The organism is Bradyrhizobium sp. Unk1, from assembly GCF_059512345.1.
In genome coordinates, this window is the sequence record NZ_JCAMOP010000003.1 from 165,352 (window position 1) to 188,073 (window position 22,722).

Here is a 22,722-nt window from a genome sequence, read left to right on the forward strand (position 1 = left end):
CCCATCATCACTTCTGTGACGTCAGTTGCCGTGCCTGCACCCCGTAGCGGATCACGTTCACGCCGCCGGGCCGCTTGGCCGCCAGGTCTTCGATCGAAATCTCCGACGCGTTGGCATCGGCGATGCTTCGCAACGCGAGCGTCAGCGTGCCGCCCTGGCGCGAGGCCGACAGCGTCGCGACCTGGTCCGGCTTGAGCTCGAGCGTGACGGTCTTGCCGAGCACGGCGTTCTGGCCGTCTTTTTCTTTCGGCGCCTGGTCGATCGCGAGCACACGGATGTTGCTCAGGATGACCTCAGACAGGATCAGGTCGTTGCCGCCGGTCGCGCCGTTGGCGCCATCAGGGTTCTTCAGGCGCCGTGTCAGGACGATGTCGACGCGGTCGTTCGGCAGGATGAAGCCGCCGGCGCCGGTCTCGGCTGAAATCTCGGTGGAGACGGCCCGCATGCCGGAGGGCAGGATCGCGGCCATGAAGCCCGAGCCCTCGGCCCTCACCAGCTTCTGCTCGCGGATCGGCTCGCCCTGCATCAATGGCACGCGCGCGATCGAGCCTGCGATCTGGGTCTGGGCGTCGGGCCTGCTGTCGCGGCGGATGAAGGCGCTGCTCGCGGTCGCCGCCGGCCAGGACTGCCATTGCAGATCCTCGGGTTTCACGGCCTGGCCGAGCTGGATGTCGTTCTTCGCGATCAGCACCTCGACCGTCGGCAGCTTTTCGGCGACGGGAAGGGCGGGCGCGGGCTTGTTGTCAAAGCCGCTCGCCAGATACGCAGCGACACCGCCGGCGCCCAGCGCGATGACGAGAACGACAATGCGTGCGGTGTTCATACGCTTCTACTCTTACGCGGGGTACTCGAACCGCACGTGGCGGGTTCCCCTGCGTCGATGAGTAGGGAGTAAAAGTATAAGGGGTGTTGCGAGGCCGAGTGTGATGGCCCGTGACGATGCGCGTTCTGGGCAGATGGTGAACGTCGCGTTATCCGGTCGGTCAATGGCCCCGTAGATTCACGCAGGGCGGGACGTTCGTTCGAACGATGCGCGCGGCGTCATGGTGAATGGGTGGTTAGTCATGGGCGCTTCGCGCAGCGTGCGCGGTAGTCGCTCCTCATCCTGAGGGGTTTGCGCAGCAAGCGTCTCGAAGGATGAAGGCCCGGCCGGTGGCCTCGCCCCTTCGAGACGCCGCGCAAGCGCGGCTCCTCAGGGTGAGGAGCGTGGTGCCTCGTGTTTCAATTGATGTCCGTAGCCCGGATGGAGCGAAGCGCAATCCGGGGTCGTGCAGCGCGTTGTGAGATCCCGGATTTCGCTGCGCTCCATCCGGGCTACGCGTGAGCGCCCTACTTCGCCCGCTTCTGCTCGATCACGTCCCAGAGTTTCGCCGCGACATCAGGGCCGCCGAGCCGCGCGATGGCGCGGATGCCCGTCGGCGATGTCACGTTGATCTCGGTGAGGTTGCCGTTGATGACGTCGATGCCGACGAACAGCAGGCCGCGCTCGCGCAGCGCCGGGCCGACGGTGGCGCAGATCTCGCGCTCGCGTGGCGTGAGCTCGGTCTCCTGCGCGGCGCCGCCACGGACCATGTTGGAGCGGAGGTCGTCGGCGGCCGGCACGCGGTTCACCGCGCCGGCGAACTCGCCGTTGACGAGGATGATGCGCTTGTCGCCGTGCTTCACCTCGGGGATGAACTGCTGGATCACCCAGGGCTCCTTGAAGGTGACCGAGAACATGTCGAACAGCGAGCCGAAATTCATGTCCTGCGGCATCACGCGGAACACTGCCGCGCCGCCATGGCCGTGCAGCGGCTTCATCACGACGGCGCCATGCTTATCCCGGAACGCGTTGATCTCGTCGAGGTCGCGCGAGATCAGCGTCGGCGGCATCAGCTGCGGAAAGTTCATCACGAACAGTTTTTCCGGCGCGTTGCGCACCGAGGCGGGATCGTTGACCACCAGCGTCTTCGGATGGATGCGCTCCAGGAAATGCGTCGAGGTGATGTAGGCGAGATCGAACGGCGGATCCTGGCGCAGCAGCACCACGTCGAAGCCGTTGAGCGCTTCGCGCCTGGGCTCGCCCAGCGTGAAGTGATTGCCGGGCTCGTCGCGCACGGTCAGGAGCTGGATGGGCGCGACGATCTCCTCGCCGACCATCGAGAGCTTGTCAGGCGTGTAATAGGACAGGCCATGGCCGCGCTTCTGCGCCTCCAGGAGCAGTGCAAAGGTGGAATCGCCCTTGATGTTGATACGGGCGATGGGGTCCATCTGGACGGCGACGTTCAGTTTCATGGTCTGCCTTTCAGGTCGAGGCGTCGAATGCCGCCAACACATGGCGCGGAAGTGAGCGCGGCGCAATCAGCATGGCGTCGAATCGCAGTTCGAATTCGGCATGCTCGGGATGCGCCACGAGCCAGCCTTGCGCGGCGTCGATGATGCGCTGCTGCTGGCGCGCCGTCACGGCGAAGGCGGCGTCATCCAGCGTCGCGCGGGCCTTGACCTCGACGAAGGCGATCAGGTTGCGGCGGCGCGCCACGATGTCGATCTCGCCATGGGGTGTGCGGTAGCGCTTGGCGAGGATGCGGTAGCCCTTGGCCATGAGATAGGCGGCGGCGCGGCTCTCCGCGGAGATGCCGGTGCGGAACGCGGCGACGCGCTCGGGCGAGGCGACTTTCGGTTCCGCGCCCTCAGTCTTCGCCATCGCCGTCCCTCAGGTCCTTTGCGAGCTCGAGCGCGCGGGCATAGACCTCGCGGCGCGGCCGGCCCGACAGCGCGACCGCATGCGCGACGGCATCCTTGACGCTGTGCGCGGCGAGCTGCTCGCGCAGGAGACCGTCGAGCGCATCCGGCGTCAGCAGCTCCGCGTCCGCCGCAGGCGGCGCGATCACCAGCACGAATTCGCCGCGCGTCTCCAGCGTGTCCGCCCCGCGTGCCAGCTCCTGCAGCGGCGCGCGCGAAATCTCCTCGTGCAGTTTCGTCAATTCGCGGCAGATCGCGGCTTCGCGCGTCCCCATGATCTCGGCAAGCTCGGCGAGCGTGTCCTGCACGCGGTTGCCGGAGTCGAACATCACCAGCGTCGCATCGATGCGGGCGAGTTCCGCAAGGCGCGACTTTCGCGCGGCGGATTTCGCCGGCAGGAAGCCCTCGAAGAAGAAGCGGTCGGTCGGCAATGCGGCGACCGACAGCGCGGCCAGCACCGAGGACGGGCCGGGCAGCGCATAGACCGCATGGCCGGCCGCGCAGACCTCGCGCACCAGCTTGAAACCGGGGTCGGAGATCAGCGGCGTGCCGGCATCCGATACCAGCGCGATCGAGCCGCCCTGCCCCAGCGCCTCCAGGATCCTCGGACGCGCCGCTTCCGCGTTGTGCTCGTGATATTGCTTGAGCTGCGCGGTGATCGCGTAGCGCTCGGTCAGGCGCCGCGTGATGCGGGTGTCCTCGCAGGCGATGACGTCGACGCCGGCGAGCGTCTGAAGCGCGCGCAACGTGATGTCGCCGAGATTGCCGATGGGGGTCGCGACCAGATGGAGGCCCGGCGCCGCCTTCGGCGCCGTCAGCCGATGGGCGTCGATGGAGAAGCCGCGCGAGGCGGGATCCGTCGTTTCAGGTGTGTTTATCGGGCTCGGCTTTGCGCGCATAATGAATCGAACTTAGGCATGATCCCCGGGGCTGGGAACCGGTCCTCGGAAAAAGATCGCGCCAGGTCAGGGGTGAGGAAGGACTGGAATGTGATCCATCCGGCATCACATTGCAGAGGGAATGAAGCGTCGGCGCCATATTCGCGGCGGAAACGCCGCCTTGATGCGGGTGACGGAGGGTGGACGGCTAGCCAGGGCTTGAGGTGCGGCCGCGTTAAGTGGTCATTATCCTTTTGTTTTAGTTAACTATTTGCCGACATTATGCCTGAATCCGCGGCTTGTGTCGTGGAAAGAATGTTGTGACCGGCCGGCCGACGGCCGGTCAGAAGAGAAGTTATGATGCTGGGCCCGCGCGATCCAAAATCTCCCGTTCAGGGCTCCCGATTATCAGGAGCGACCCGGCGAAGCGCGCTCGGCCTGTTGCTCGGCGCCCCTTTGCTGTCGGCCTGCGCCGGCGTGCAGCAGAGTCTTAGCCAGTTCTCCAACCCGTTCAGCAGCTCCTCCCCGGCCCCGGCGCAGCCGGCCGGACCGCCGCAACAGGCTACCACCGCCGGCAGCGGCGGGGTGAAGGTTGCCGTGATCCTGCCGCTCTCGGCCGCCGGCAATGCCGGCCTTGCCGCGCAGTCGATGCGCAACGCCGCCGAGATGGCGCTGGCCGAGTTCCAGAATCCCAACATCCAGCTCCTGATCAAGGACGACAATGGCAGCCCGCAAGGCGCGCAGGCGGGCGCGCAGCAGGCGGTCGACGAGGGCGCCGAGATCATTTTGGGCCCGCTGTTCGCGCAGTCGGTGCCGGCGGTGGCGCAGGTCGCGCGTGCGCGCGGCATCTCCGTGATCGCGTTCTCGACCGATTCCAGCATTGCCGGCCGCGGCGTCTTTCTGCTGAGCTTCCTGCCGGAGTCCGACGTCAACCGAATCGTCGAATATTCCGCCGGCATCGGAAAACGCTCGGTCGCGGTGCTCGTGCCCGACAATGCCTATGGCAATGTCGTCGAGGCCGCGGTGAAGGCGGCGGTGCCGCGGCGCGGCGGCCGCATTGTCGCCTTCGAGAAATACGGCGCCGATCGCGCCACGCCGGCACGCACCGTGGCGCAGCAGCTCGGCAGCGCGGATGCGCTGTTCATCGCTGATGACGGCGATGCCGTCGTCGCGGTGGCCGATGCGATGACGGCCGCAGGCGCGAATTTGCGCAACATCCAGCTGCTGGGCACCGGCCTGTGGGACAATCCGCGCGTCTATGCCAATGCGAACTTGCAAGGCGGTCTCTACGCCGCGCCGGACCCGGCCGGCTTCCGCGCCTTCTCCGGCCGCTACCGCACCAAATACGGCGCCGAGCCGATCCGCACCGCGACGCTCGCCTATGACGCGGTCGCCCTCGTCGCCGCGCTCGCGCGCACGCAGGGCCCGACGCGCTTCTCTGCGGATGTGCTCACCAACCCTTCCGGCTTCGCCGGCATCGACGGCCTGTTCCGCTTCCGCGCGGATGGGACCAACGAGCGCGGGCTCGCCGTGATGAAGGTGACGACGGGTGGCGGCGTGGCAGTCGCGGGCTCGCCGAAGAGCTTTGGGGCTTGATGGCTTCGTAGCCCGGATGGAGCGCAGCGCAATCCGGGTTCTATCCGAGTGGCGAAAGCGTCCCGGATTACGCTGCGCTCCATCCGGGCTACGGCAGCTCGCTTAAGCCGCCAAATCCGCGACCACCGCATCCAACACGGGGAATCCGCTGCTGGTCACGCGCAAGCGCCCCGTAGCATCCACGATAATCGCGCCCTCCTCGCGCAACAGCGCGATGCGCTTGGGATCGAGCGGGCGGCCGGACAGCGCGCTGTAGCGCTCGGGGTCGATGCCCTCGGCGAGGCGGAGCCCCATCAGCAGAAATTCGTCGGCGCGCTCTTCGCTGTTGAGGAGATCGTCGGTGACGTTGCCGTGGCCGTTGGTCTCGACCCGCATAAGCCAGGCTTCGGGGCGCTTCTCAGTGGCGGTGGCGTGCCTGATACCGTTGATGTCGAGGCGGCCATGGGCACCGGGGCCGATGCCGGCATATTCCTCGCCGCGCCAGTACACCAGATTGTGCCGGCACTCGGCGCCGCGCCGCGCGTGATTTGAAATCTCGTAGGCGGGCAGGCCGAGCTTGTCGCAGGTCTCTTGCGTGACGTCGTAGAGCGCGCGCGCAACCGCTTCGTCAGGCGTCTTCAGCTTGCCGGCCTGGTGCAGGCCGAAGAACGGCGTGCCTTCCTCGATCGTCAATTGATAGAGCGACAGATGCTCGGCCGCTTCGTCGATCGCGAGGCGCAGCTCGTCGGCCCACATCGCCGGTGTCTGGTCGGGACGGGCGTAGATCAGGTCGAACGAATAACGGTCGAACGAGCGGCGCGCGATGGCGACGGCATCGAGTGCCTCGCGGGCGCTGTGCATGCGGCCCAGCGCTTTCAGCGAGGCATCGTCGAGTGCCTGCACGCCGAGCGAGACGCGGTTGACGCCGGCGGCGCGATAGCCGGCAAAGCGCGTGGCCTCGACGCTGGTCGGGTTTGCTTCCAGCGTCACCTCGACATCGCTTGCGACAGTCCAGTGCTTGCCGATGGCATCGAGCACCGCGCCGACGGTTGCGGGCTGCATCAGCGACGGCGTGCCGCCGCCGAGGAAAATCGAGGTGACTTCACGGCCGGGTGCGCGTTCCGCGGTGGTTGCGATCTCGCGCGCAAAGGCGGAGGCAAAGCGCGCCTCGTCGATCGCAGCGTGGCGGACGTGGCTGTTGAAGTCGCAATAGGGGCACTTCGACAGGCAGAACGGCCAGTGCACATAGACGCCGAAAGCTTGCTTAGCGCGGCTCAAGGCAGATCTCCGCCAGTTTCACGAAGGCGCGGGCGCGATGCGACAGGCCGAGGCCAAGCGGCGGCAGGCCGTGCTTCTCGATGCTGGTCATCTCGCCGAACGTGCGATCGTGGCCATTGGGCAGGAACATCGGATCATAGCCGAAGCCGGCGGTGCCGCGCGGCGGCCAGACCAGGGTGCCGTCGACGCGCGCCTCGACCTCTTCGAGATGATCGTCGGGCCAGGCGACGCAGAGCGCGGATACGAAATGCGCGGTGCGCTTGTCGGGCGTGGTGGCGCCGCGCTCCTGCAACAGGCGCTCGATCTGCGCCATTGCAACGGCAAAATCCTTGGCTGGACCGGCCCAGCGCGCGCTGTAGATGCCGGGCGCGCCATCGAGCGCGTCGACCACGATGCCGGAATCGTCGGCAAAGGAGGGAAGCTTCGTCGCCTGCGCCGCCGCGATCGCCTTGATCGCGGCATTGCTGCGGAAATCATTGCCGGTCTCGTCGGGCTCGGGCAGGCCGAGCTCACCGGCCGACACCGCCTCGATGCCGTAAGGCGCGAGCAACTCCTTCATCTCGGCGAGCTTGCCGGGATTGTGGGTCGCGATGACGAGCTTTCCGGTGATTCGGCGGTGCATGGGCCTATTGACTACGCGACAGCCAGTTTCTGCAAGTCCACGAGCCGTGCGATACCCTTCTGGGCCAGCGCCATCAGCGCGAGGAACTCGTCCTGTGTGAACGGTTCGCGTTCCGCGGTGCCCTGCACCTCGATGATGCGGCCATCGCCGGTCATGACGAAATTGGCGTCGGTTTGGGCTTCGGAATCCTCGGCATAGTCGAGGTCGAGCACGGGCGTGCCGTTGTAGATGCCGCAGGAGATCGCGGCGACGTTGTCGCGCAGCACCTTGGCCTTGATCATGTTGCGCGCCTTCATCCAGTTGATGCAATCGGCGAGCGCGACCCAGGCGCCGGTGATCGAGGCCGTGCGCGTGCCGCCGTCGGCCTGGAGCACGTCGCAATCGACCGTGATCTGGCGCTCACCGAGCGCTTCGAGATCGACGATGGTGCGAAGCGAGCGGCCGATCAGGCGCTGAATCTCGACGGTGCGGCCGCTTTGCTTGCCCGCGGAAGCCTCGCGGCGGGTGCGTTCGGAGGTCGCGCGCGGCAGCATGCCGTATTCGGCGGTGACCCAGCCGCGGCCCTGGCCCTTCAGCCACGGCGGCAGGCGGTCTTCCAGCGTGGCGGTGACCAGCACATGGGTGTCGCCGAATTTCACCAGGCAGGAGCCTTCCGCATATTTGACCACGCCGCGCTCCAGCGTCACGGGGCGCAATTCGTCGGGCGCACGGCGGCTTGGCCGCATGGGAAATCCTCCAAAACTCTCGGAAAAGGGCTATTCGCGGTGCTTGTAGGTGGGGTGAGGGTGGGCGGCAAGGGGGAAGATCGGCGCTTTTTCACCCCGGGTTTTCCACCCCGCAAACGCCACGCTTGTCAGAACCCTCGGGGATGGACAAATTATAAGCGTCTGAGAGGAGTTACCGTCCGTGGCCCATCACGATCCGATCCATCTGATCGCGCCGCGCGCAGGCCTCGCCCAGCTCAACGAGCGTTCCCGCGACATCTTTCGTCAAATTGTCGAAAGCTATCTCGCGACCGGCGAGCCGGTCGGCTCGCGCAATATTTCGCGGCTGATCGCGATGCCGCTGTCGCCGGCCTCGGTCCGCAACGTCATGGCCGACCTGGAACAGCTCGGCCTGATCTATGCGCCCCACACCTCCGCCGGCCGTTTGCCGACGGAACTGGGCTTACGCTTCTTCGTCGACGCCCTGATGCAGGTCGGCGACCTCAATGACGCCGAGCGGCAGTCGATCCAGAGCCAGCTCACCTCCGTCGGTCAGGCGCAGTCGGTCGAGGCGGCGCTGGACCAGGCGCTGACGCGGCTGTCCGGTCTCACCCGCGCCGCAGCGGTCGTGCTGACCCCGAAATCCAATGCGCGGCTGAAACACATCGAATTCGTCCGTCTGGAACCCGAGAAGGCGCTGGTGATCCTGGTCGGCGAGGACGGTCAGGTCGAAAACCGCGTGCTGTCGCTGCCGCCGGGAGTTCCCTCCTCGGCGCTCACGGAAGCCGGTAATTTCCTCAATGCGCGAATCCGCGGCCGCACGCTGGCCGAGGCGCGGCTCGAGCTCGAAACCGCGCTCGGGGAAGCCCGCGCCGAGCTCGATCAGCTGACGCAAAAGGTGATTTCGGCCGGCATTGCGAGCTGGTCCGGCGGCGAGAACGAGGACCGCCAGCTGATCGTTCGCGGCCACGCCAATCTGCTCGAGGATCTGCACGCACTGGAGGATCTGGAGCGCGTTCGGCTCTTGTTCGACGATCTCGAGACCAAGCGCGGCGTGATCGACCTTCTGGGACGCGCCGAGACCGCCGAGGGCGTACGGATCTTCATCGGTTCGGAGAACAAACTGTTTTCCTTGTCGGGCTCCTCCACCATCATCTCGCCCTATCGGGATGCCGCCGGCCACATCGTCGGCGTTTTGGGCGTGATCGGGCCGACGCGGCTGAATTATGCCCGTGTGATCCCGACCGTGGACTACGCCGCGCGCATCGTCAGCCGCCTCCTGGGGGGCTGACCGGCGTTTCCTCCGATCACGGGCGCTTGATTTTCGTGAGCTTAGGCACGATATCCGGGCCAACAATCCCTTGAGACGAGTTCGAGAAGAGAGCCGATGACCGATCGAGACCGGCAGCCCGACGACACGACCCCGCCGACCGACGAGCCCGTGGTGTCAAAACCCTACATCATGCCCGACGATCCGGAGCCCGGCTCGGTCGAGCTGTTGCAGAAGGAAGCCGCCGAGGCGCGCGACCGCATGCTGCGGACGCTGGCCGAGATGGAAAATCTGCGCAAACGCACCACCAAGGAGGTCGCCGACGCCCGGCTCTACGGCATCACCGGCTTTGCCCGCGACGTGCTCGACATCGCCGACAATCTCCAGCGTGCGCTCGATGCCGTTCCGGCCGAGGCCCGTGCCGCGGCCGATCCGGGCCTGACCTCGCTGATCGAGGGCGTCGAGCTCACCGAGCGCTCGCTGCTCAACGCGCTGGAAAAGCACGGCGTGAAGAAGTTCGATCCGCAGGGCCAGAAGTTCGACCCGAACTTCCAGCAGGCGATGTACGAGGTGCCGGATGCGTCGGTGCCTGCGGGTACCGTCGTGCAGGTCATGCAGGCTGGCTACACCATCGGCGAGCGCGTGCTGCGCCCGGCGCTGGTCGGTGTCGCCAAGGGCGGCACCAAGGCTGCGCCGGCGGCGAACAGCAACGAAGTGAACTGAGCGGCGAACCAAGCCTTGGCGTCATTCCGGGTTCGATGCTTTGCATCGCCCCGGAACGACCGATTGCTATCTTACGCGCTCACCGCGATATCCGCGGACTGAATCCGCTTCACCCCGGCTTTGGCCATGTCGGCCCAGGCTTTTGCGAGCGAACCCTGCGTGTCGATGCCGCGGCAGGCGTCCTCCACCACATAGACCTCGAAGCCCGCCTTGCGCGCATCGAGCGCGGTCCAGGCGACGCAGAAGTCCGTCGCGAGGCCGGCGACAAAGACGCGCTTGATCTTGCGGCCCTTCAGGTAGCCGGCGAGGCCGGTCGAGGTCTTGCCGTCGGCTTCGAGGAAGGCCGAATAGCTGTCGACGTCCTTGTGAAACCCCTTGCGGATGATGAGCTCGGCATGCGGGATCGCGAGATCTTTCGACAGCGCCGCACCGTCGGTGCCCTGCACGCAATGATCGGGCCACAGCACCTGCTTGCCGTAGGGAAGATCGACGGTCTCGAACGGCTTCTTGCCGGAGTGCACCGATGCAAACGAGATGTGGCCTGGCGTGTGCCAGTCCTGGGTCATCACCACGTTCGCAAATGCTTTCGCCATCTTGTTAATGACGGGAACGACCTGTTCGCCTTCCTTCACGGCGAGGCTGCCGCCGGGCAGGAAGCAGTTTTGCACGTCGATCACGAGCAGCGCGGAGGCATCGTCCGGCTTGATCGATGCGGCCGCAAGGAGCGCGGTTGGAGCAAGGGCTACGAGAGCGCTTGTCCCAAGCGCCGCGAGGATTTGTCGTCGATCAAGCATCGTTCGCCTCCCTCCGGGATGATCCAACGGAAGGAGCCTAGTTCCGTTCGTATACGAACAGAAGCCCGAAAATGCAGCCGGTTCTGTCCAGCGCTTGGGCTAACCCTTGAGACTAACCCTTGGGCTGGATGCCGTCGCGCACGGCGCGGAAGCGGGTGAAGGCGGCCGACCACTGGTCGCGCGGGGCGCTTGCGATGATGCGCAGCGAGGCGCCGCCGCTCGAGAAGCGGATCCACTGCACCACGGTCACGGGCGTCTTGTCCTTGCCGCTGACGCCGTCGATCCGGGTCTCGAAACCCTGCTGGCCGTTGATGCGGATCGGCTCGGACATGGTGACCCGCGACTCGCGCACGCCGGGGATCTGGAGCGCCGCCTCCTGGGCGAAGCGGGCGCGGTCGTCGGCCTGCTGCGGGGTGGCGCCGATCAGGCCGAGGATCATGAACGGCTTCGACTCATAGCCTGTGGCCTCGTTGCCGTCGGCCAGGATGATGCTGGAGCCCGGCGCCAGCGTGCGGATGTCCTTGAAGTCGGCGAGATCGGTGATCTTGAACGGCATCAGCCCGATCTGCTCTTCGGCCGAGACCTGCTTGCGGGTGACGGCGCTCGCAAACATCTGCCGCACCGCCTCGTCGGTGTAGATCTTGGTCGCGTTCTCCGGGATCTGCACCGCGACATAGCCGGAGAAACCGGCGCCCGGCACGATCATCGAGTAGCGCTTCACCGGCGTCTCGCCGGCCTTGCCGCTTTCCGTGGTGAAATAGGCAAGACCTGCGGGGGTCTCGATCTTGTCCTGCTTGACGCCGGCGGTGCCGCCGGGATTGGAATTGAAGGCGCTCACGACCTCGCCATAGGCCGCCGGCGGCAGCTCGGTGATCAGCACCTTGACGTTGCCGTCCTCGCTCTCGAAGCCCGGAAATGTCTTGGCCGTGCTCAGGCCGACCAGCGGCACCATGCCGAGGCGCAAGCCGGGCGGGAAAACGGCATCGGCCGCGAGGGCCGGAAGCGCTGTGGCGACGAGGACGGCGAGCGCGGCGAGGGGGCGGATGAGCTTCATGGGCACTCTGATTGGTTCACATTGAGGCCGTTCGATGGTCGGCCATTGGGCCGCTTTGTCGCGCGAAGCCGCCTTGATGGCGGCTGTCCGGCCGCCCGCCTTTTAACGGGTTTGGCCCACCGGTAACAGGGCGGGGCAGATCACGGTGGCCGGGCCGGCTGACGCCTGAACCTGTTAATAATTCATCACCTGCAAGGGCGGTGAAGCCCGGATATGATCTTCCAAAACCCAATGTTTTCATGGCCGAAACTTGCGTTCGGTCCTTGCGGGCCCCTCCCCCCCTCCTATATGAGCGTCAACCATCGCAATATCGCGGATGTTTGATCTTAGGGGGTTTGGATCGGGTGCCTCTTGGGCCCAGCCAACCTGCCGCAAAAACAAGGATATCAGGACCATGGGAAAGGTCATTGGGATCGACCTCGGCACCACGAATTCGTGCGTCGCCGTGATGGATGGCAAGAACGCCAAAGTCATCGAGAATTCCGAAGGCATGCGCACGACGCCTTCGATCGTCGCCGTAACGGACGACGGTGAGCGCCTCGTCGGCCAGCCTGCCAAGCGCCAGGCCGTTACCAATCCCGAGCGTACGTTCTTCGCAGTGAAGCGCCTTATCGGCCGCCGCTACGACGACCCGATGGTCGAGAAGGACAAGAAGCTTGTTCCGTACAAGATCGTGAAGGCTTCCAACGGCGACGCCTGGGTCGAGGCCGACGGCCAGACCTACTCGCCCTCGCAGGTGTCTGCGTTCATCCTGCAGAAGATGAAGGAGACCGCGGAAGCCCATCTCGGCCAGAAGGTCGACCAGGCGGTCATCACCGTTCCCGCTTACTTCAACGATGCGCAGCGCCAGGCGACCAAGGACGCCGGCAAGATCGCGGGCCTTGAAGTGCTGCGCATCATCAACGAGCCGACCGCGGCCGCGCTCGCCTATGGTCTGGACAAGACCAAGACCGGCACGATCGCCGTGTACGATCTCGGCGGCGGCACGTTCGATATTTCCATTCTCGAAATCGGCGACGGTGTGTTCGAGGTGAAGTCGACCAACGGCGACACCTTCCTCGGCGGCGAAGATTTCGACATGCGGCTGGTCGGCTATCTCGCCGACGAGTTCCAGAAGGAGCAGGGCATCAACCTGCGCAACGACAAGCTCGCGTTGCAGCGCCTGAAGGAAGCCGCTGAAAAGGCCAAGATCGAGCTGTCGTCGACGACGCAGACCGAGATCAACCTGCCCTTCATCACCGCGGACCAGACCGGCCCGAAGCATCTGACGATGAAGCTCACCCGCGCCAAGTTCGAGGCGCTGGTCGACGACCTCGTCCAGAAGACGGTCGAGCCCTGCCGCAAGGCGCTGAAGGACGCCGGCGTCACCGCCGGTGAGATCGGCGAAGTCGTTCTGGTCGGCGGCATGTCGCGCATGCCGAAGGTCCAGGAAGTCGTGAAGCAGCTGTTCGGCAAGGAGCCGCACAAGGGCGTCAACCCGGACGAAGTCGTGGCGATCGGTGCCGCGATCCAGGCCGGCGTGCTCCAGGGCGACGTCAAGGACGTGCTGCTGCTCGACGTGACCCCGCTGTCGCTGGGCATCGAGACGCTGGGCGGCGTGTTCACCCGCATCATCGACCGCAACACCACGATCCCGACCAAGAAGAGCCAGGTGTTCTCGACCGCCGAGGACAACCAGAATGCGGTCACGATCCGCGTCTTCCAGGGTGAGCGTGAAATGGCGGCCGACAACAAGATGCTCGGCCAGTTCGACCTGATGGGCATTCCGCCGGCTCCGCGCGGCATGCCGCAGATCGAGGTGACCTTCGACATCGACGCCAACGGCATCGTCAACGTCTCGGCCAAGGACAAGGCCACGGCCAAGGAGCAGCAGATCCGCATCCAGGCCTCCGGCGGCCTGTCGGAAGCCGACATCGAGAAGATGGTCAAGGACGCCGAGGCCAATGCCGAGGCGGACAAGAAGCGCCGCGAGGCCGTCACCGCCAAGAACGAAGCGGATGGCCTGGTGCACTCCACCGAGAAGGCTCTCGCCGAGCACGGTTCGAAGGTTGCCGAGACCGAGCGCCGCGCCATCGAGGATGCCGTCAGCGATCTCAAGGAAGCGCTGAAGGGCGACGATGCCGAGGCGATCAAGGCCAAGACCCAGACGCTGGCCCAGGCTTCGATGAAGCTCGGCGAGGCCATGTACAAGCAGCAGGCCGAGGCCGACGCCAAGAAGGATGCGGCCAAGGACGACGTCGTCGACGCGGAATTCACCGAAGTCGACGACGACAAGAACAACAAGAAGTCCGCCTGATCCCCAAGAGGGTGATGATGCGGACGGCTTGGACCCCACACGCGCTACCGGCCTCCTCCCTCACGGGGGAGGCCGTCGTGTCGGGCTCGGCGGGGCGTGTCCCCGTTACGATCGATCAATTCCCAGCCGTTATGATGAGCGTCGCCGTGCCGCCCTCTGCCGCGAAGCAAAGGGCTGCCTATATCGTCTCATGGCGACGTTGCTCCGCTCCGACTTGAATCGCGATTGGATAGACCGAGTTCAACATGTCCACGTCCACCAAGCGCTGCTATTACGAAACCCTGGAAGTCGAGCGCACTGCCGACGATTCCGTCCTGAAATCGTCCTTCCGCAAGCTTGCGATGAAATTCCACCCGGACCGCAATCCCGGGGACGACACCAGCGAAGTCAAGTTCAAGGAAATCAACGAGGCCTACGAGGTCCTCAAGGACAAGGACAAGCGCGCGGCCTATGACCGCTTCGGCCATGCGGCTTTCGAGCAGGGCGGCGGCGGCGCCGGCTTCGGCGCGGGCTTCGCCTCCTCCTTCTCCGACATCTTCGAAGACCTGTTCGGCATGGCCGGGCAGCGCGGCCGCGGTGGCCGCGAGCGTGGCGCCGACCTGCGCTACAACATGGAAATCACGCTCGAGGAAGCCTTTGGTGGCAAGACCGCGCAGATCGAGATTCCGGTCTCGGTCACCTGCGAGGCCTGCTCGGGCATCGGCGCCAAGGCCGGCACCAAGCCGAAGACCTGTTCGAGCTGCGGCGGCGCCGGCCGTGTGCGGCAGTCGCAGGGCTTCTTCACGCTGGAGCGCACCTGCCCGGGCTGCCAGGGCCGCGGCCAGATGATCGAGGATGCCTGCCCGTCCTGCTCCGGCCAGGGCCGGGTCACCCGCGAGCGGATGCTGTCGGTCAACATTCCCCCGGGGGTCGAGGACGGCACCCGGATCAGACTCGCCGGCGAAGGCGAGGCCGGGGTTCGCGGCGGCCCGCCCGGCGACCTCTACATCTTCCTGTCGCTGGCTCAGCACCAGCTCTTCCAGCGCGACGGCGCCGATTTGCACTGCCGGGTGCCGATCTCGATGGTGACGGCCGCCCTCGGCGGCGAATTCGAGGTGCCGACCATCGACAGCGGCAAAACCAAGGTGAAGGTGCCGGCCGGAACCCAGTCGGGCCGCCGATTCCGCATTGCATCAAAAGGCATGCCGGTGCTGCGCTCGCGCCAGATGGGCGACATGTATGTCCAGGTCGCCGTCGAGACCCCGCAGAATCTCACCAAGAAGCAGCAGGAATTGCTGGCGGAATTCGAAAAGCTCTCCTCCGGCAATACCCAGCCGGAATCGGTCGGCTTCTTCGCCAAGGTCAAGGATCTCTTCAGCAATCGGGCGAACTGACTCGTCTTGACCGTATCGCCTTCGGCCTATACCTGTTTATGACCATTTTCTGACACGCCGCGGTCCTGCGGTCCCGTCCGGTCCAGACATGCCATTGCCATCGTCCGCGCGTGCGTTGAAGAAGCCTCGTCTCGATGACGAGGTGCGCTTTCTCAGATCGTGGATCGAAAAGCCGCTGCACATGGGTGCAGTGATGCCTTCGGGCAAGCTGCTCGCCCGGACCATGGCGCATTACGTCGACGTCAACTCGGACGCACCGGTGGTCGAGCTCGGGCCCGGCACCGGCGCCATCACCTCGGCCCTGGTCGAGCGCGGCGTCGACCAGAAGCGCCTCGTCCTCGTCGAATACAATCCCGGCTTCTGCGCCTTGCTGCGCGACCGCTATCCGCAAGCCAAGGTGGTGCAGGGCGATGCATATCGCCTGCGCGATACGCTCTGGAACGTGCTCAGCGCGCCGGCTTCCGCGGTCGTCTCCGGCCTGCCGCTCGTGACAAAACCGATGCTGACGCGGCTCCGGCTGGTCCGCGACGCCTTCGCGGCGCTGACCCCGGGCGCGCCCTTCGTGCAGTTCACCTATGCGGTGGTGCCGCCGATCCCGAAATCGCTGCCCGGCGTGTCCACAGAGGCCTCAGAACGGATCTGGATGAACCTTCCGCCGGCCCGCGTCTGGGTGTATCGCAAGGACTAATTCCGCCGGCATTCCCCTTTGCACGGCGGGCTCGTTTCGCCGAACGCATGGAAGCGGATGTCCGCACCTAAAATCCTGGTCATTCCCGGCTCGCTGCGCACCGGCTCGCACAATGCGAAGCTGGCGGCGGTCGCCGCCTATGAATTCGCCCAGGCCGGTGTCGACGTCACCCGCATCTCGCTCGCCGATTTTCCGCTGCCGATCTATGACGGCGATCTCCAGGCCAAGTCCGGCGTGCCCAAGCACGCGATCAATCTCAAGCGCATGATCGGCGTGCATCATGGCGTGCTGATCGTTTCGCCCGAATACAACGCCTCGGTGCCGCCGCTGCTCAAGAACGCGATCGACTGGGTCAGCCGCGTACATGAGCTGCACGAGACGCGCGGCGACGTGTTTCGTAACCGCGCCTTCGCGCTCGCCGGCGCCTCGCAGAGCCGGCTCGGTGCGGCCCGTGCGCTCCAGGCATTGCGGCTGATCCTGACCTCCTGCCACGCCAATGTGATTGCCAGCCAGCTCACGCTCGCCTTTGCCGACCAGGCCTATGACGATATGGACAGGCTCAAGAACGAGGGCGACGTCGCCGCGTTGAAGGAGCTGGTAGCGCAGTTGATCGACATTTCCCAACGCATGATGTGAGGTGACATGACGCCAGCCGAGATCGCCCCGAAAGACCGCCTGATCGTAGCGCTCGACTTGCCCAGCGTCGACGCCGCGGAGGCGATGATCGCAAGACTCGGCGACAGCGTCACCTTCTACAAGATCGGCTATCAGCTCGCTTATGCCGGCGGCCTGCCGCTGATCGGCAAGCTCGCCGACAAGGGCAAGAAGGTGTTTGCCGACCTCAAGATGCACGACATCGGCAACACCGTCACGCGTGGTGTGGAGAGCGTGGCGAGGCTGGGTGCAACCTTCCTCACCGTGCACGCCTATCCACAGACCATGAAGGGCGCGGTCGAAGGCCGCGGCAGCGCAAGCCTGAAGCTTCTCGCAGTTACGGTGCTGACGTCCTACAACGACGACGATCTGCACGCGGCCGGCTATCGGCTCAGCGTCGCCGAGCTGGTCGAAGCGCGCGCGCAGCAGGCGCAGGTGCTCGGCGTCGACGGGCTGGTGTCCTCGCCCGAGGAGGTCGGCGCCTTGCGCAAGATCGTCGGCCACCAGATGCATCTCGTCACGCCTGGCATCCGCCCGGCGGGTTCTGCGACTGGCGACCAGAAACGCATCATGACGCCGGGCCGCGCAATTGCCGCGGGCGCCGATTATCTCGTCGTCGGACGGCCGGTGGTTGAAGCCACCGACCCCAGGGCGATCGCGGAAGCCATCCAGGCTGAGATCGCGCAGGCGCTCGGCTAATAACAAAGGAGAAGAAAAATGGCAGCAAAGGGCTACTGGATCGGACGCGTCGATGTGAGCAATGACGAGGGTTACAAGCCCTATGCCGTCGCCAATCTCGCGATCTTCAAGAAACACGGCGGACGTTACGTCGTCCGCGGTGGCCGCTTCACCACCGTCGAAGGTGCCAGCCGCAGCCGCAACGTCGTAATTGAATTTCCGGACTACGAGGCCGCGATCGCCTGCTACAACTCGCCGGAGTATCAGGCCAACATCAAGGTGCGCGCGCCGCACTCGATCGCCGACCTCATCATCATCGAGGGCTATGACGGCCCGCAGCCCTGAAGACGGATTGTCGCGAGAGCCGATCCTGGATTGACGCGAGCATTATCGGCTCCCGCGGACAGCGCGCGCGTACGATCATCGCACGCGATCGGGAGAGCATCGCAGACATCTCCGCTCGCACTCACGCCGACATCACCTTGCATCACCTTGACGGACTCATTCGCTTGAACGCGTGAGTGCCGTTCGCGCCTGAGACGAAGACTGTGGCCGTCATTGGGTCCACCAGCTTGCCGTATTCTTTTGTCCCCAAATGGGGATTGCTGGATCGCTCTCCTTTCATCCAAGGTTGCTTGATCGGAGCCCACATCGATCGGTGATGGGCAGCAAGCCAACCCGAAATCTGCGACGTCCGTGACGGGCCGCAAGGCGACCCGCATCGCGCATTTCCATGCAAAGGGAGTGGAGATCATGGCACTGATCATCGGAACAGCAGGCGACGATGTGTTGCCTGGCACGAATGGAGACGATCAGATCTTTGGCCTTCAAGGCAACGACACGATTACTGGCCTGGACGGCAATGATGAGGTAAGCGGCGGCGCGGGCAATGATTCCATCGATGGCGGTGCCGGCAACGATACCCTGGATGGCAATGCCGGTATCGATACGATCACCGGTGGCGCCGGCGACGACACGATCAACGGCGGCGCGGGCGACGACACGCTGAACGGAAATGCCGGCGCCGACATCATCCATGGCGACCAAGGCAACGACACCATCGATGGCGGAACCGGCGCTGACCAGCTCTTTGGTGACGCCGGCGACGACAGCATCCACGGCGGCGACGGCAATGATGACATTCATGGCGGCGCGGGTGCCGACACCCTGTGGGGCGACGCCGGCGACGATACGTTGAGCGGCGACGCCGGTAATGACGTCTTGAATGGCGGCGACGGTAACGACGTACTCAACGGTGGATTCGGAGATGACACTCTGAATGGCGATGCCGGCAACGACACGCTGAACGGCGGACTTGGCAATGACCTGCTGAACGGTGGTACCGGTGACGACATCCTGAACGGCGGTTTGGGCGCCGATACGCTCAACGGTGGCGATGGCAACGACACCATGCACGGCGACGCGGGCGACGACATCATGGACGGCGGCGCCGGTAACGATACGATGTTCGGCGATGCCGGAGACGACGAGATGGCCGGCGGCGCGGGCAACGATGTCATGAGCGGCGGCGCCGGTGATGACGAAATGAGCGGCGGAACCGGCAACGACACGCTCGACGGCGACGCCGGAGATGACACGCTCGATGGCGGCGACGGCACCGATGTCCTGAACGGCGGGGCTGGTGCTGACATCCTGTCGGGCGGCGCCGGCAATGACACCCTGAACGGCGGTAACGGCGATGACGAGTTGAACGGCGGCAATGGCGCCGACGTCCTCAACGGTGGACTCGGCGATGATGTGCTGACGGGCGGTGCTGGTACCGATACGCACAATTTCGGCGACAACACAGCCACGAACTTCGGCAACGATGAAATCACCGATCTCAGCTTTGCCGATGGCGATGCCGTTGTTGTCGACGCTCCGCCAGGCTTTGACCCGGCTACAGTGGTAGTGGACGACGACGGCACCAACACCGTGCTGGATTTCGGCTTCGGCGCCATCCAGCTCGATGGCATCACGGGCGGCGCGACACCGTTCGAGTCGATCGCCGAAATCAACACTGCCGCCGGTTATACGGCCGTTGACGTTGTCTAGTGCCGACTAGTAGCGGGGCGGCTGTCAGGCCGCCCCGCCCTCATTTCAGTCAGTGATAGTGCCGGCAAGTTATGTACTCGCGTAACCGTGGTGCGATCCCAGCATCTGGTCAGAGATTGCTGGTGGCCTTGATTCCCGGACGATTCGCATTGGTGTGGATCGTCTGTTTCAGCGTGTCCGTAAACCTGCTGCTGCTGGTCGTACCTTTCTTTTCCATCGAAGTGTTCGACCGCGTGCTCAGCAGCGGAAGCGTCGAGACGCTCGTCGGCCTCACCGTCATCGCCGTCGGCGCTCTCGCCTTCAGCGCCGCCTTCGACACGTTTCGTAACCGCCTGTTGAGCCGGTTCGCGGTCGGGTTCGAGCACTGCCTCGCTCCGATCATCCTTGAAGGCAGCATCACCGGCGCGGCGCCGGGCGACGGCCGGCAGCACGATCTGGTCAAGCTTCGCGAGTTGAGAACTTTCCTGTCGAGCGGAACGGTCACATCGCTGATAGATGCTCCATTCCTCCCGGCGTTCATTCTCATCCTGTTCTTCCTGCACCCCTGGTATGGCGTCATAGCCCTGATCGGGGTGGGGGCCCTGCTGGCGATGGGTGTTGCAAGCCACCGGATCGCGCGCGGGGAAATTGCGCAGGCTTCGCAGGCCGCGTTGAAGACGCAGGCGTTGCTCGATGGAATCGTCCGGCACTCCAGCGTGGTGCGGGCGATGGGCTGGACCCGGGGCGCCATCCGCGCGTTCATGAGCCTCAATGACGAAGCCCTGGCTCCGGTGGTGCGGGCCAGCGAACGCATCTACACGATCAGCGCCGCCGCGCGAATGGTCAGGACCATTCTGCAGATTGCCGCGATCGGATGCGGTGCCTGGCTCGTGCTCCAGAACGAGGTGCTGTCCGGCAGTCTGATCGCGAGCTCGATCCTGATAGCGCGCACATTGCAGCCCATGGAAGGATTGGTCTCGGCCTGGCGCGCGTTGGCATCTGCGCAGGACGCTTGGACGCAGGTCTGCAACGCCGCGATGCCGGTGCTTGCGCGTCCGCGGAAGACGTTGCTTCCGCCGCCAGCCGGCATGCTCAAGGTCGAACGGGTGACATTCCGGATTGGCGGGACGCAGCGGCCCATCCTCGCGGGCATATCATTTCAATGCCGGCCGTCCGAACTTGTCGTCGTGATCGGACCGACCGGCGCCGGAAAATCCACATTGCTGCGCTTGATGGCAGGCCTCGAGCGGCCGGCCAGCGGTACGATCCGGTTGGACCACGCAGCACTCCATACTTGGGATCCCGACCAGCTTGGGCAATTCGTCGGCTATCTCCCCCAGGACGTGCAGCTCCTGGATGGAACGGTGGCCGAAGCCATTGCCGGGTTTGACGAATGCGCACGGGACGAGGCCATCGTCGCCGCGGCCATGCTCGCGCAGGCGCATGAGATGATCCTGTCCCTTCCGGCCGGCTACCAGACCGAGATCGGCCGCGACGGCTGCAGGCTTTCCGGTGGCCAGCGTCAGCGCATTGGTCTTGCACGCGCCTTCTTCGGCGATCGCAAATTGATCCTGCTGGATGAGCCCAATGCCAATCTCGACCCGGACGGCGAAGAAGCGTTGTGCTCCGCCATTCAGTCGGCCAAAGCGCGCGGTGCAGCGTCGGTGATCGTCACCCACCGGCCGCGGCTGTTGACCATCGCCGATGCCGTGCTGCTGTTGAGGGACGGCAACCAGGTCGCCTTCGGACCGCCATATGATGTTCTTCGCGCCCAGCGGCCGGCACCGGTACCGGGTTCGGCAGGGCTCCCGCGCAATGTCGAACCTCAGAGGCTGCCAGGCAGGAGGGTCATTCCATGACGCAGATCGGTCATGCCTCCGCGATGTCTGCGCCTGTTGCCGTGCTCGGCTCGAAGACGTGGCCGACCGAGCAGCCGCGATCCGACATGCGACGGATCATCGCTTGGGGTTGTGTACTGCTCGTCCTGCAATTTTGCGGCTTCGGCGTGTGGGCAACCACGGTTCCGCTCCGCGGCGCCGTCGTGGCACCAGGATTCATCAAGGTCCATTCGAAGCGCAAGGCGGTGCAACATCTGGAAGGCGGGATCATCAAATCGATCTATGTCCGGGAGAACGATCACGTCGAAGCCGGTCAACTCATTGCACGGCTCGACACCGCGCAGATCGAAGGGACCCTTGGGTCCCTCGAAACGAAGTTCTTTGCTGACCTGGCGATGGAGGCCCGGCTGGCGGCGGAGCAAGACGGCACGAAGTCAATCCGGTTTCCGGACGAATTGCGGGAAAGTGCGACGCGTCTCTCCGCACGTATCGCCATTCAAACCCAGGAGGCCGAATTTGCCGCGCGACTGGCCGCGATTGAGAACGAGCGCAAGGTGATCGATCAGCAGATGCTGCAAAACGCGGACACCATCCGCGGCCTGCAGAGCAACACCCAAGGACTTGAACAGCAACTCAAGCTGTTGCGGGAAGAGATCGCCGACACGAGTTATCTCCTCGCAAAGGGCCTCGCCCGGAAACCACGTGTGCTGGCCTTGCAACGGGCGGAAGCCGAGGCCACCGGACAGGTCGATCGCAATGCCGCGTCAATCTCGGAGATGCAGGGCAAGATCGCGGAGTTGCAGGACAGACGCCGGCAATTGGGGTTCAACCAAAATCAGGATATCGCCAAGCAGCGGCATGCGACGAGCGAGGAGATCGGCGACCTCAGACATCGAATTGCCGCGTTGCGTGCCCAGCTTGTCCGGTCTGAATTGCGTGCCCCGGAAAGTGGAAGGATCGTCGGCCTCAACAGCAGGGACCTCAATGCCGTGCTTGGACCTCGGGAAACCCTTTTGGAAATCGTTCCGATGCAAGATCGGCTTGTCATCGAGGCGACATTGAAGCCTGCCGATCGGGAAGAGGTCTATGTCGGACAGATGGCGCGTGTGCGGGTTCACGCGCTGAACATTCGCCGCCGGCCGATGCTCGAGGGAAGGGTGGTCGGCGTTGCGGCAGACGCACTGACCGACACCCATTCCGGCGACAGCTCCTATTTGGCCGAGGTTGAGCTCGACCCCAACGCGCCGACGGCCCCCTACATCTCCACATTGATGCCTGGAATGCCTGTCGAGATATTTGTCGAGACGGGGGAACGAACCTTCGCGGAATATCTTTTGCAGCCGATGACGTTACGGATCAACCGTGCGTTCAGGGAGAATTAAGCGCTGGTAAGGGGTGGGCCGGCCTATGAGGGAGGCGACCGTGCATGAGTGCAGTAAAGCACTACCTTCCGCACAGGATGATTTTCGTTCCGATTGCGTCGAGCGCGCCTCGAAGCAAGGCAATGACGGATGCGGTCCGTCAGGGTCTTGTCCGGAGCCG

General features: G+C 64.9%; 21 protein-coding genes. 12 read left to right on the forward strand and 9 right to left on the reverse strand.

Features of this window, described 5'->3' with window-relative positions; genetic code table 11:
* Nucleotides 1-7: 7 nt before the first annotated feature.
* The 4 genes from cpaB to rsmI form a co-directional block, all read right to left on the reverse strand.
* Nucleotides 8-823, reverse strand: a complete 816-nt coding sequence (cpaB, locus tag AC5ZFO_RS04975; RefSeq protein ID WP_014490823.1) for a Flp pilus assembly protein CpaB — start codon at nucleotides 821-823, stop codon at nucleotides 8-10.
* Nucleotides 824-1,329: 506 nt separating this feature from the next.
* Nucleotides 1,330-2,274 carry a glutathione synthase gene (gene gshB / locus AC5ZFO_RS04980; protein WP_282521725.1) on the reverse strand — a complete coding sequence of 315 codons (945 nt, stop codon included), beginning with the start codon at nucleotides 2,272-2,274 and terminating at the stop codon, nucleotides 1,330-1,332.
* A 10-nt stretch (nucleotides 2,275-2,284) separates the two neighbouring features.
* Nucleotides 2,285-2,683, reverse strand: a complete 399-nt coding sequence (locus AC5ZFO_RS04985; RefSeq protein WP_496121562.1) for a YraN family protein — start codon at nucleotides 2,681-2,683, stop codon at nucleotides 2,285-2,287.
* Complete coding sequence (gene rsmI, locus AC5ZFO_RS04990; protein WP_282521724.1) at nucleotides 2,670-3,620, reverse strand: 16S rRNA (cytidine(1402)-2'-O)-methyltransferase; 951 nt, start codon at nucleotides 3,618-3,620, stop codon at nucleotides 2,670-2,672. The genes AC5ZFO_RS04985 and rsmI overlap by 14 nt, the downstream gene beginning before the upstream one ends.
* Before the next feature lie 339 nt (nucleotides 3,621-3,959).
* Here rsmI and AC5ZFO_RS04995 point away from each other — a divergent pair, with 339 nt between their 5' ends.
* Nucleotides 3,960-5,195, forward strand: a complete 1,236-nt coding sequence (locus AC5ZFO_RS04995; RefSeq protein ID WP_282521837.1) for a penicillin-binding protein activator — start codon at nucleotides 3,960-3,962, stop codon at nucleotides 5,193-5,195.
* A gap of 102 nt (nucleotides 5,196-5,297) precedes the next feature.
* Here the strand turns inward: AC5ZFO_RS04995 and hemW are convergent, their stop codons facing one another.
* From hemW to rph, 3 genes are read right to left on the reverse strand one after another with little or no spacing between them, the layout of a single operon-like run.
* Nucleotides 5,298-6,452: a radical SAM family heme chaperone HemW gene (gene hemW / locus AC5ZFO_RS05000; protein ID WP_282521723.1), complete on the reverse strand. Its 1,155-nt coding sequence runs from the start codon at nucleotides 6,450-6,452 to the stop codon at nucleotides 5,298-5,300.
* A complete protein-coding gene (rdgB, locus tag AC5ZFO_RS05005; protein WP_282521722.1) occupies nucleotides 6,439-7,074 on the reverse strand; it encodes an RdgB/HAM1 family non-canonical purine NTP pyrophosphatase in 636 nt (211 codons plus the stop codon). The genes hemW and rdgB overlap by 14 nt, the downstream gene beginning before the upstream one ends.
* 11 nt (nucleotides 7,075-7,085) lie before the next feature.
* Entirely contained in the window at nucleotides 7,086-7,799 is a 714-nt protein-coding gene (rph, locus tag AC5ZFO_RS05010; RefSeq protein ID WP_028148792.1) for a ribonuclease PH, read from the reverse strand.
* A 181-nt stretch (nucleotides 7,800-7,980) separates the two neighbouring features.
* Between rph and hrcA the strand changes: the two genes are divergently transcribed.
* Both hrcA and grpE read left to right on the forward strand, forming a co-directional pair.
* Nucleotides 7,981-9,069: a heat-inducible transcriptional repressor HrcA gene (hrcA, locus tag AC5ZFO_RS05015; protein ID WP_014490831.1), complete on the forward strand. Its 1,089-nt coding sequence runs from the start codon at nucleotides 7,981-7,983 to the stop codon at nucleotides 9,067-9,069.
* 96 nt (nucleotides 9,070-9,165) lie between these two features.
* Nucleotides 9,166-9,771 (forward strand): nucleotide exchange factor GrpE, encoded by a 606-nt coding sequence (gene grpE / locus AC5ZFO_RS05020; RefSeq protein WP_063980247.1) that lies wholly within the window; start codon nucleotides 9,166-9,168, stop codon nucleotides 9,769-9,771.
* A gap of 71 nt (nucleotides 9,772-9,842) precedes the next feature.
* Here the strand turns inward: grpE and pncA are convergent, their stop codons facing one another.
* Complete coding sequence (gene pncA, locus AC5ZFO_RS05025) at nucleotides 9,843-10,565, reverse strand: bifunctional nicotinamidase/pyrazinamidase (protein WP_028155509.1); 723 nt, start codon at nucleotides 10,563-10,565, stop codon at nucleotides 9,843-9,845.
* A gap of 112 nt (nucleotides 10,566-10,677) precedes the next feature.
* Nucleotides 10,678-11,619, reverse strand: coding sequence for a hypothetical protein (locus AC5ZFO_RS05030; RefSeq protein ID WP_282521721.1), 942 nt, complete (start codon nucleotides 11,617-11,619; stop codon nucleotides 10,678-10,680).
* Between the two features lie 394 nt (nucleotides 11,620-12,013).
* On the opposite strand from AC5ZFO_RS05030, the gene dnaK reads away from it, so the two are divergent.
* The 9 genes from dnaK (at nucleotide 12,014) to AC5ZFO_RS05075 (ending at nucleotide 22,562) form a co-directional block, all read left to right on the forward strand.
* Nucleotides 12,014-13,915 carry a molecular chaperone DnaK gene (gene dnaK, locus AC5ZFO_RS05035; RefSeq protein ID WP_014490835.1) on the forward strand — a complete coding sequence of 634 codons (1,902 nt, stop codon included), beginning with the start codon at nucleotides 12,014-12,016 and terminating at the stop codon, nucleotides 13,913-13,915.
* Between the two features lie 245 nt (nucleotides 13,916-14,160).
* Nucleotides 14,161-15,288, forward strand: a complete 1,128-nt coding sequence (gene dnaJ / locus AC5ZFO_RS05040; protein ID WP_282521720.1) for a molecular chaperone DnaJ — start codon at nucleotides 14,161-14,163, stop codon at nucleotides 15,286-15,288.
* A gap of 88 nt (nucleotides 15,289-15,376) precedes the next feature.
* Nucleotides 15,377-15,976, forward strand: a complete 600-nt coding sequence (locus tag AC5ZFO_RS05045) for a class I SAM-dependent methyltransferase (RefSeq protein WP_028148799.1) — start codon at nucleotides 15,377-15,379, stop codon at nucleotides 15,974-15,976.
* 57 nt (nucleotides 15,977-16,033) lie between these two features.
* Nucleotides 16,034-16,612: an NADPH-dependent FMN reductase gene (locus AC5ZFO_RS05050; protein WP_282521719.1), complete on the forward strand. Its 579-nt coding sequence runs from the start codon at nucleotides 16,034-16,036 to the stop codon at nucleotides 16,610-16,612.
* Nucleotides 16,613-16,618: 6 nt separating this feature from the next.
* Complete coding sequence (pyrF, locus tag AC5ZFO_RS05055; protein WP_282521718.1) at nucleotides 16,619-17,329, forward strand: orotidine-5'-phosphate decarboxylase; 711 nt, start codon at nucleotides 16,619-16,621, stop codon at nucleotides 17,327-17,329.
* 18 nt (nucleotides 17,330-17,347) lie between these two features.
* Nucleotides 17,348-17,653 (forward strand): DUF1330 domain-containing protein, encoded by a 306-nt coding sequence (locus AC5ZFO_RS05060; protein ID WP_282521717.1) that lies wholly within the window; start codon nucleotides 17,348-17,350, stop codon nucleotides 17,651-17,653.
* A gap of 408 nt (nucleotides 17,654-18,061) precedes the next feature.
* The gene (locus AC5ZFO_RS05065; RefSeq protein ID WP_282521716.1) at nucleotides 18,062-19,363 is read left to right on the forward strand and encodes a calcium-binding protein; all 1,302 of its coding nucleotides are present in this window, start codon (nucleotides 18,062-18,064) and stop codon (nucleotides 19,361-19,363) included.
* 152 nt (nucleotides 19,364-19,515) lie between these two features.
* A complete protein-coding gene (locus tag AC5ZFO_RS05070; protein ID WP_282521836.1) occupies nucleotides 19,516-21,201 on the forward strand; it encodes a type I secretion system permease/ATPase in 1,686 nt (561 codons plus the stop codon).
* On the forward strand, nucleotides 21,198-22,562 hold the full coding sequence (locus AC5ZFO_RS05075) for an HlyD family type I secretion periplasmic adaptor subunit (RefSeq protein ID WP_282521715.1): 1,365 nt from the start codon (nucleotides 21,198-21,200) through the stop codon (nucleotides 22,560-22,562). The genes AC5ZFO_RS05070 and AC5ZFO_RS05075 overlap by 4 nt, the downstream gene beginning before the upstream one ends.
* The last annotated feature ends 160 nt before the right edge of the window (nucleotides 22,563-22,722 follow it).

Bases quoted from the DNA above. Each gene is read 5' to 3' on its own strand.
- gshB (WP_282521725.1), bottom strand. From the start codon at position 2,274: ATGAAACTGAACGTCGCCGTCCAGATGGACCCCATCGCCCGTATCAAC.
- rdgB (WP_282521722.1), bottom strand. From the start codon at position 7,074: ATGCACCGCCGAATCACCGGAAAGCTCGTCATCGCGACCCACAATCCC.
- AC5ZFO_RS04995 (WP_282521837.1), top strand. From the start codon at position 3,960: ATGCTGGGCCCGCGCGATCCAAAATCTCCCGTTCAGGGCTCCCGATTA.
- rph (WP_028148792.1), bottom strand. From the start codon at position 7,799: ATGCGGCCAAGCCGCCGTGCGCCCGACGAATTGCGCCCCGTGACGCTG.
- AC5ZFO_RS05045 (WP_028148799.1), top strand. From the start codon at position 15,377: ATGCCATTGCCATCGTCCGCGCGTGCGTTGAAGAAGCCTCGTCTCGAT.
- dnaJ (WP_282521720.1), top strand. From the start codon at position 14,161: ATGTCCACGTCCACCAAGCGCTGCTATTACGAAACCCTGGAAGTCGAG.
- cpaB (WP_014490823.1), bottom strand. From the start codon at position 823: ATGAACACCGCACGCATTGTCGTTCTCGTCATCGCGCTGGGCGCCGGC.
- AC5ZFO_RS05060 (WP_282521717.1), top strand. From the start codon at position 17,348: ATGGCAGCAAAGGGCTACTGGATCGGACGCGTCGATGTGAGCAATGAC.
- AC5ZFO_RS04985 (WP_496121562.1), bottom strand. From the start codon at position 2,683: ATGGCGAAGACTGAGGGCGCGGAACCGAAAGTCGCCTCGCCCGAGCGC.
- pyrF (WP_282521718.1), top strand. From the start codon at position 16,619: ATGACGCCAGCCGAGATCGCCCCGAAAGACCGCCTGATCGTAGCGCTC.
- rsmI (WP_282521724.1), bottom strand. From the start codon at position 3,620: ATGCGCGCAAAGCCGAGCCCGATAAACACACCTGAAACGACGGATCCC.
- pncA (WP_028155509.1), bottom strand. From the start codon at position 10,565: ATGCTTGATCGACGACAAATCCTCGCGGCGCTTGGGACAAGCGCTCTC.
- dnaK (WP_014490835.1), top strand. From the start codon at position 12,014: ATGGGAAAGGTCATTGGGATCGACCTCGGCACCACGAATTCGTGCGTC.
- AC5ZFO_RS05030 (WP_282521721.1), bottom strand. From the start codon at position 11,619: ATGAAGCTCATCCGCCCCCTCGCCGCGCTCGCCGTCCTCGTCGCCACA.
- AC5ZFO_RS05065 (WP_282521716.1), top strand. From the start codon at position 18,062: ATGGCACTGATCATCGGAACAGCAGGCGACGATGTGTTGCCTGGCACG.
- AC5ZFO_RS05050 (WP_282521719.1), top strand. From the start codon at position 16,034: ATGTCCGCACCTAAAATCCTGGTCATTCCCGGCTCGCTGCGCACCGGC.
- AC5ZFO_RS05075 (WP_282521715.1), top strand. From the start codon at position 21,198: ATGACGCAGATCGGTCATGCCTCCGCGATGTCTGCGCCTGTTGCCGTG.
- grpE (WP_063980247.1), top strand. From the start codon at position 9,166: ATGACCGATCGAGACCGGCAGCCCGACGACACGACCCCGCCGACCGAC.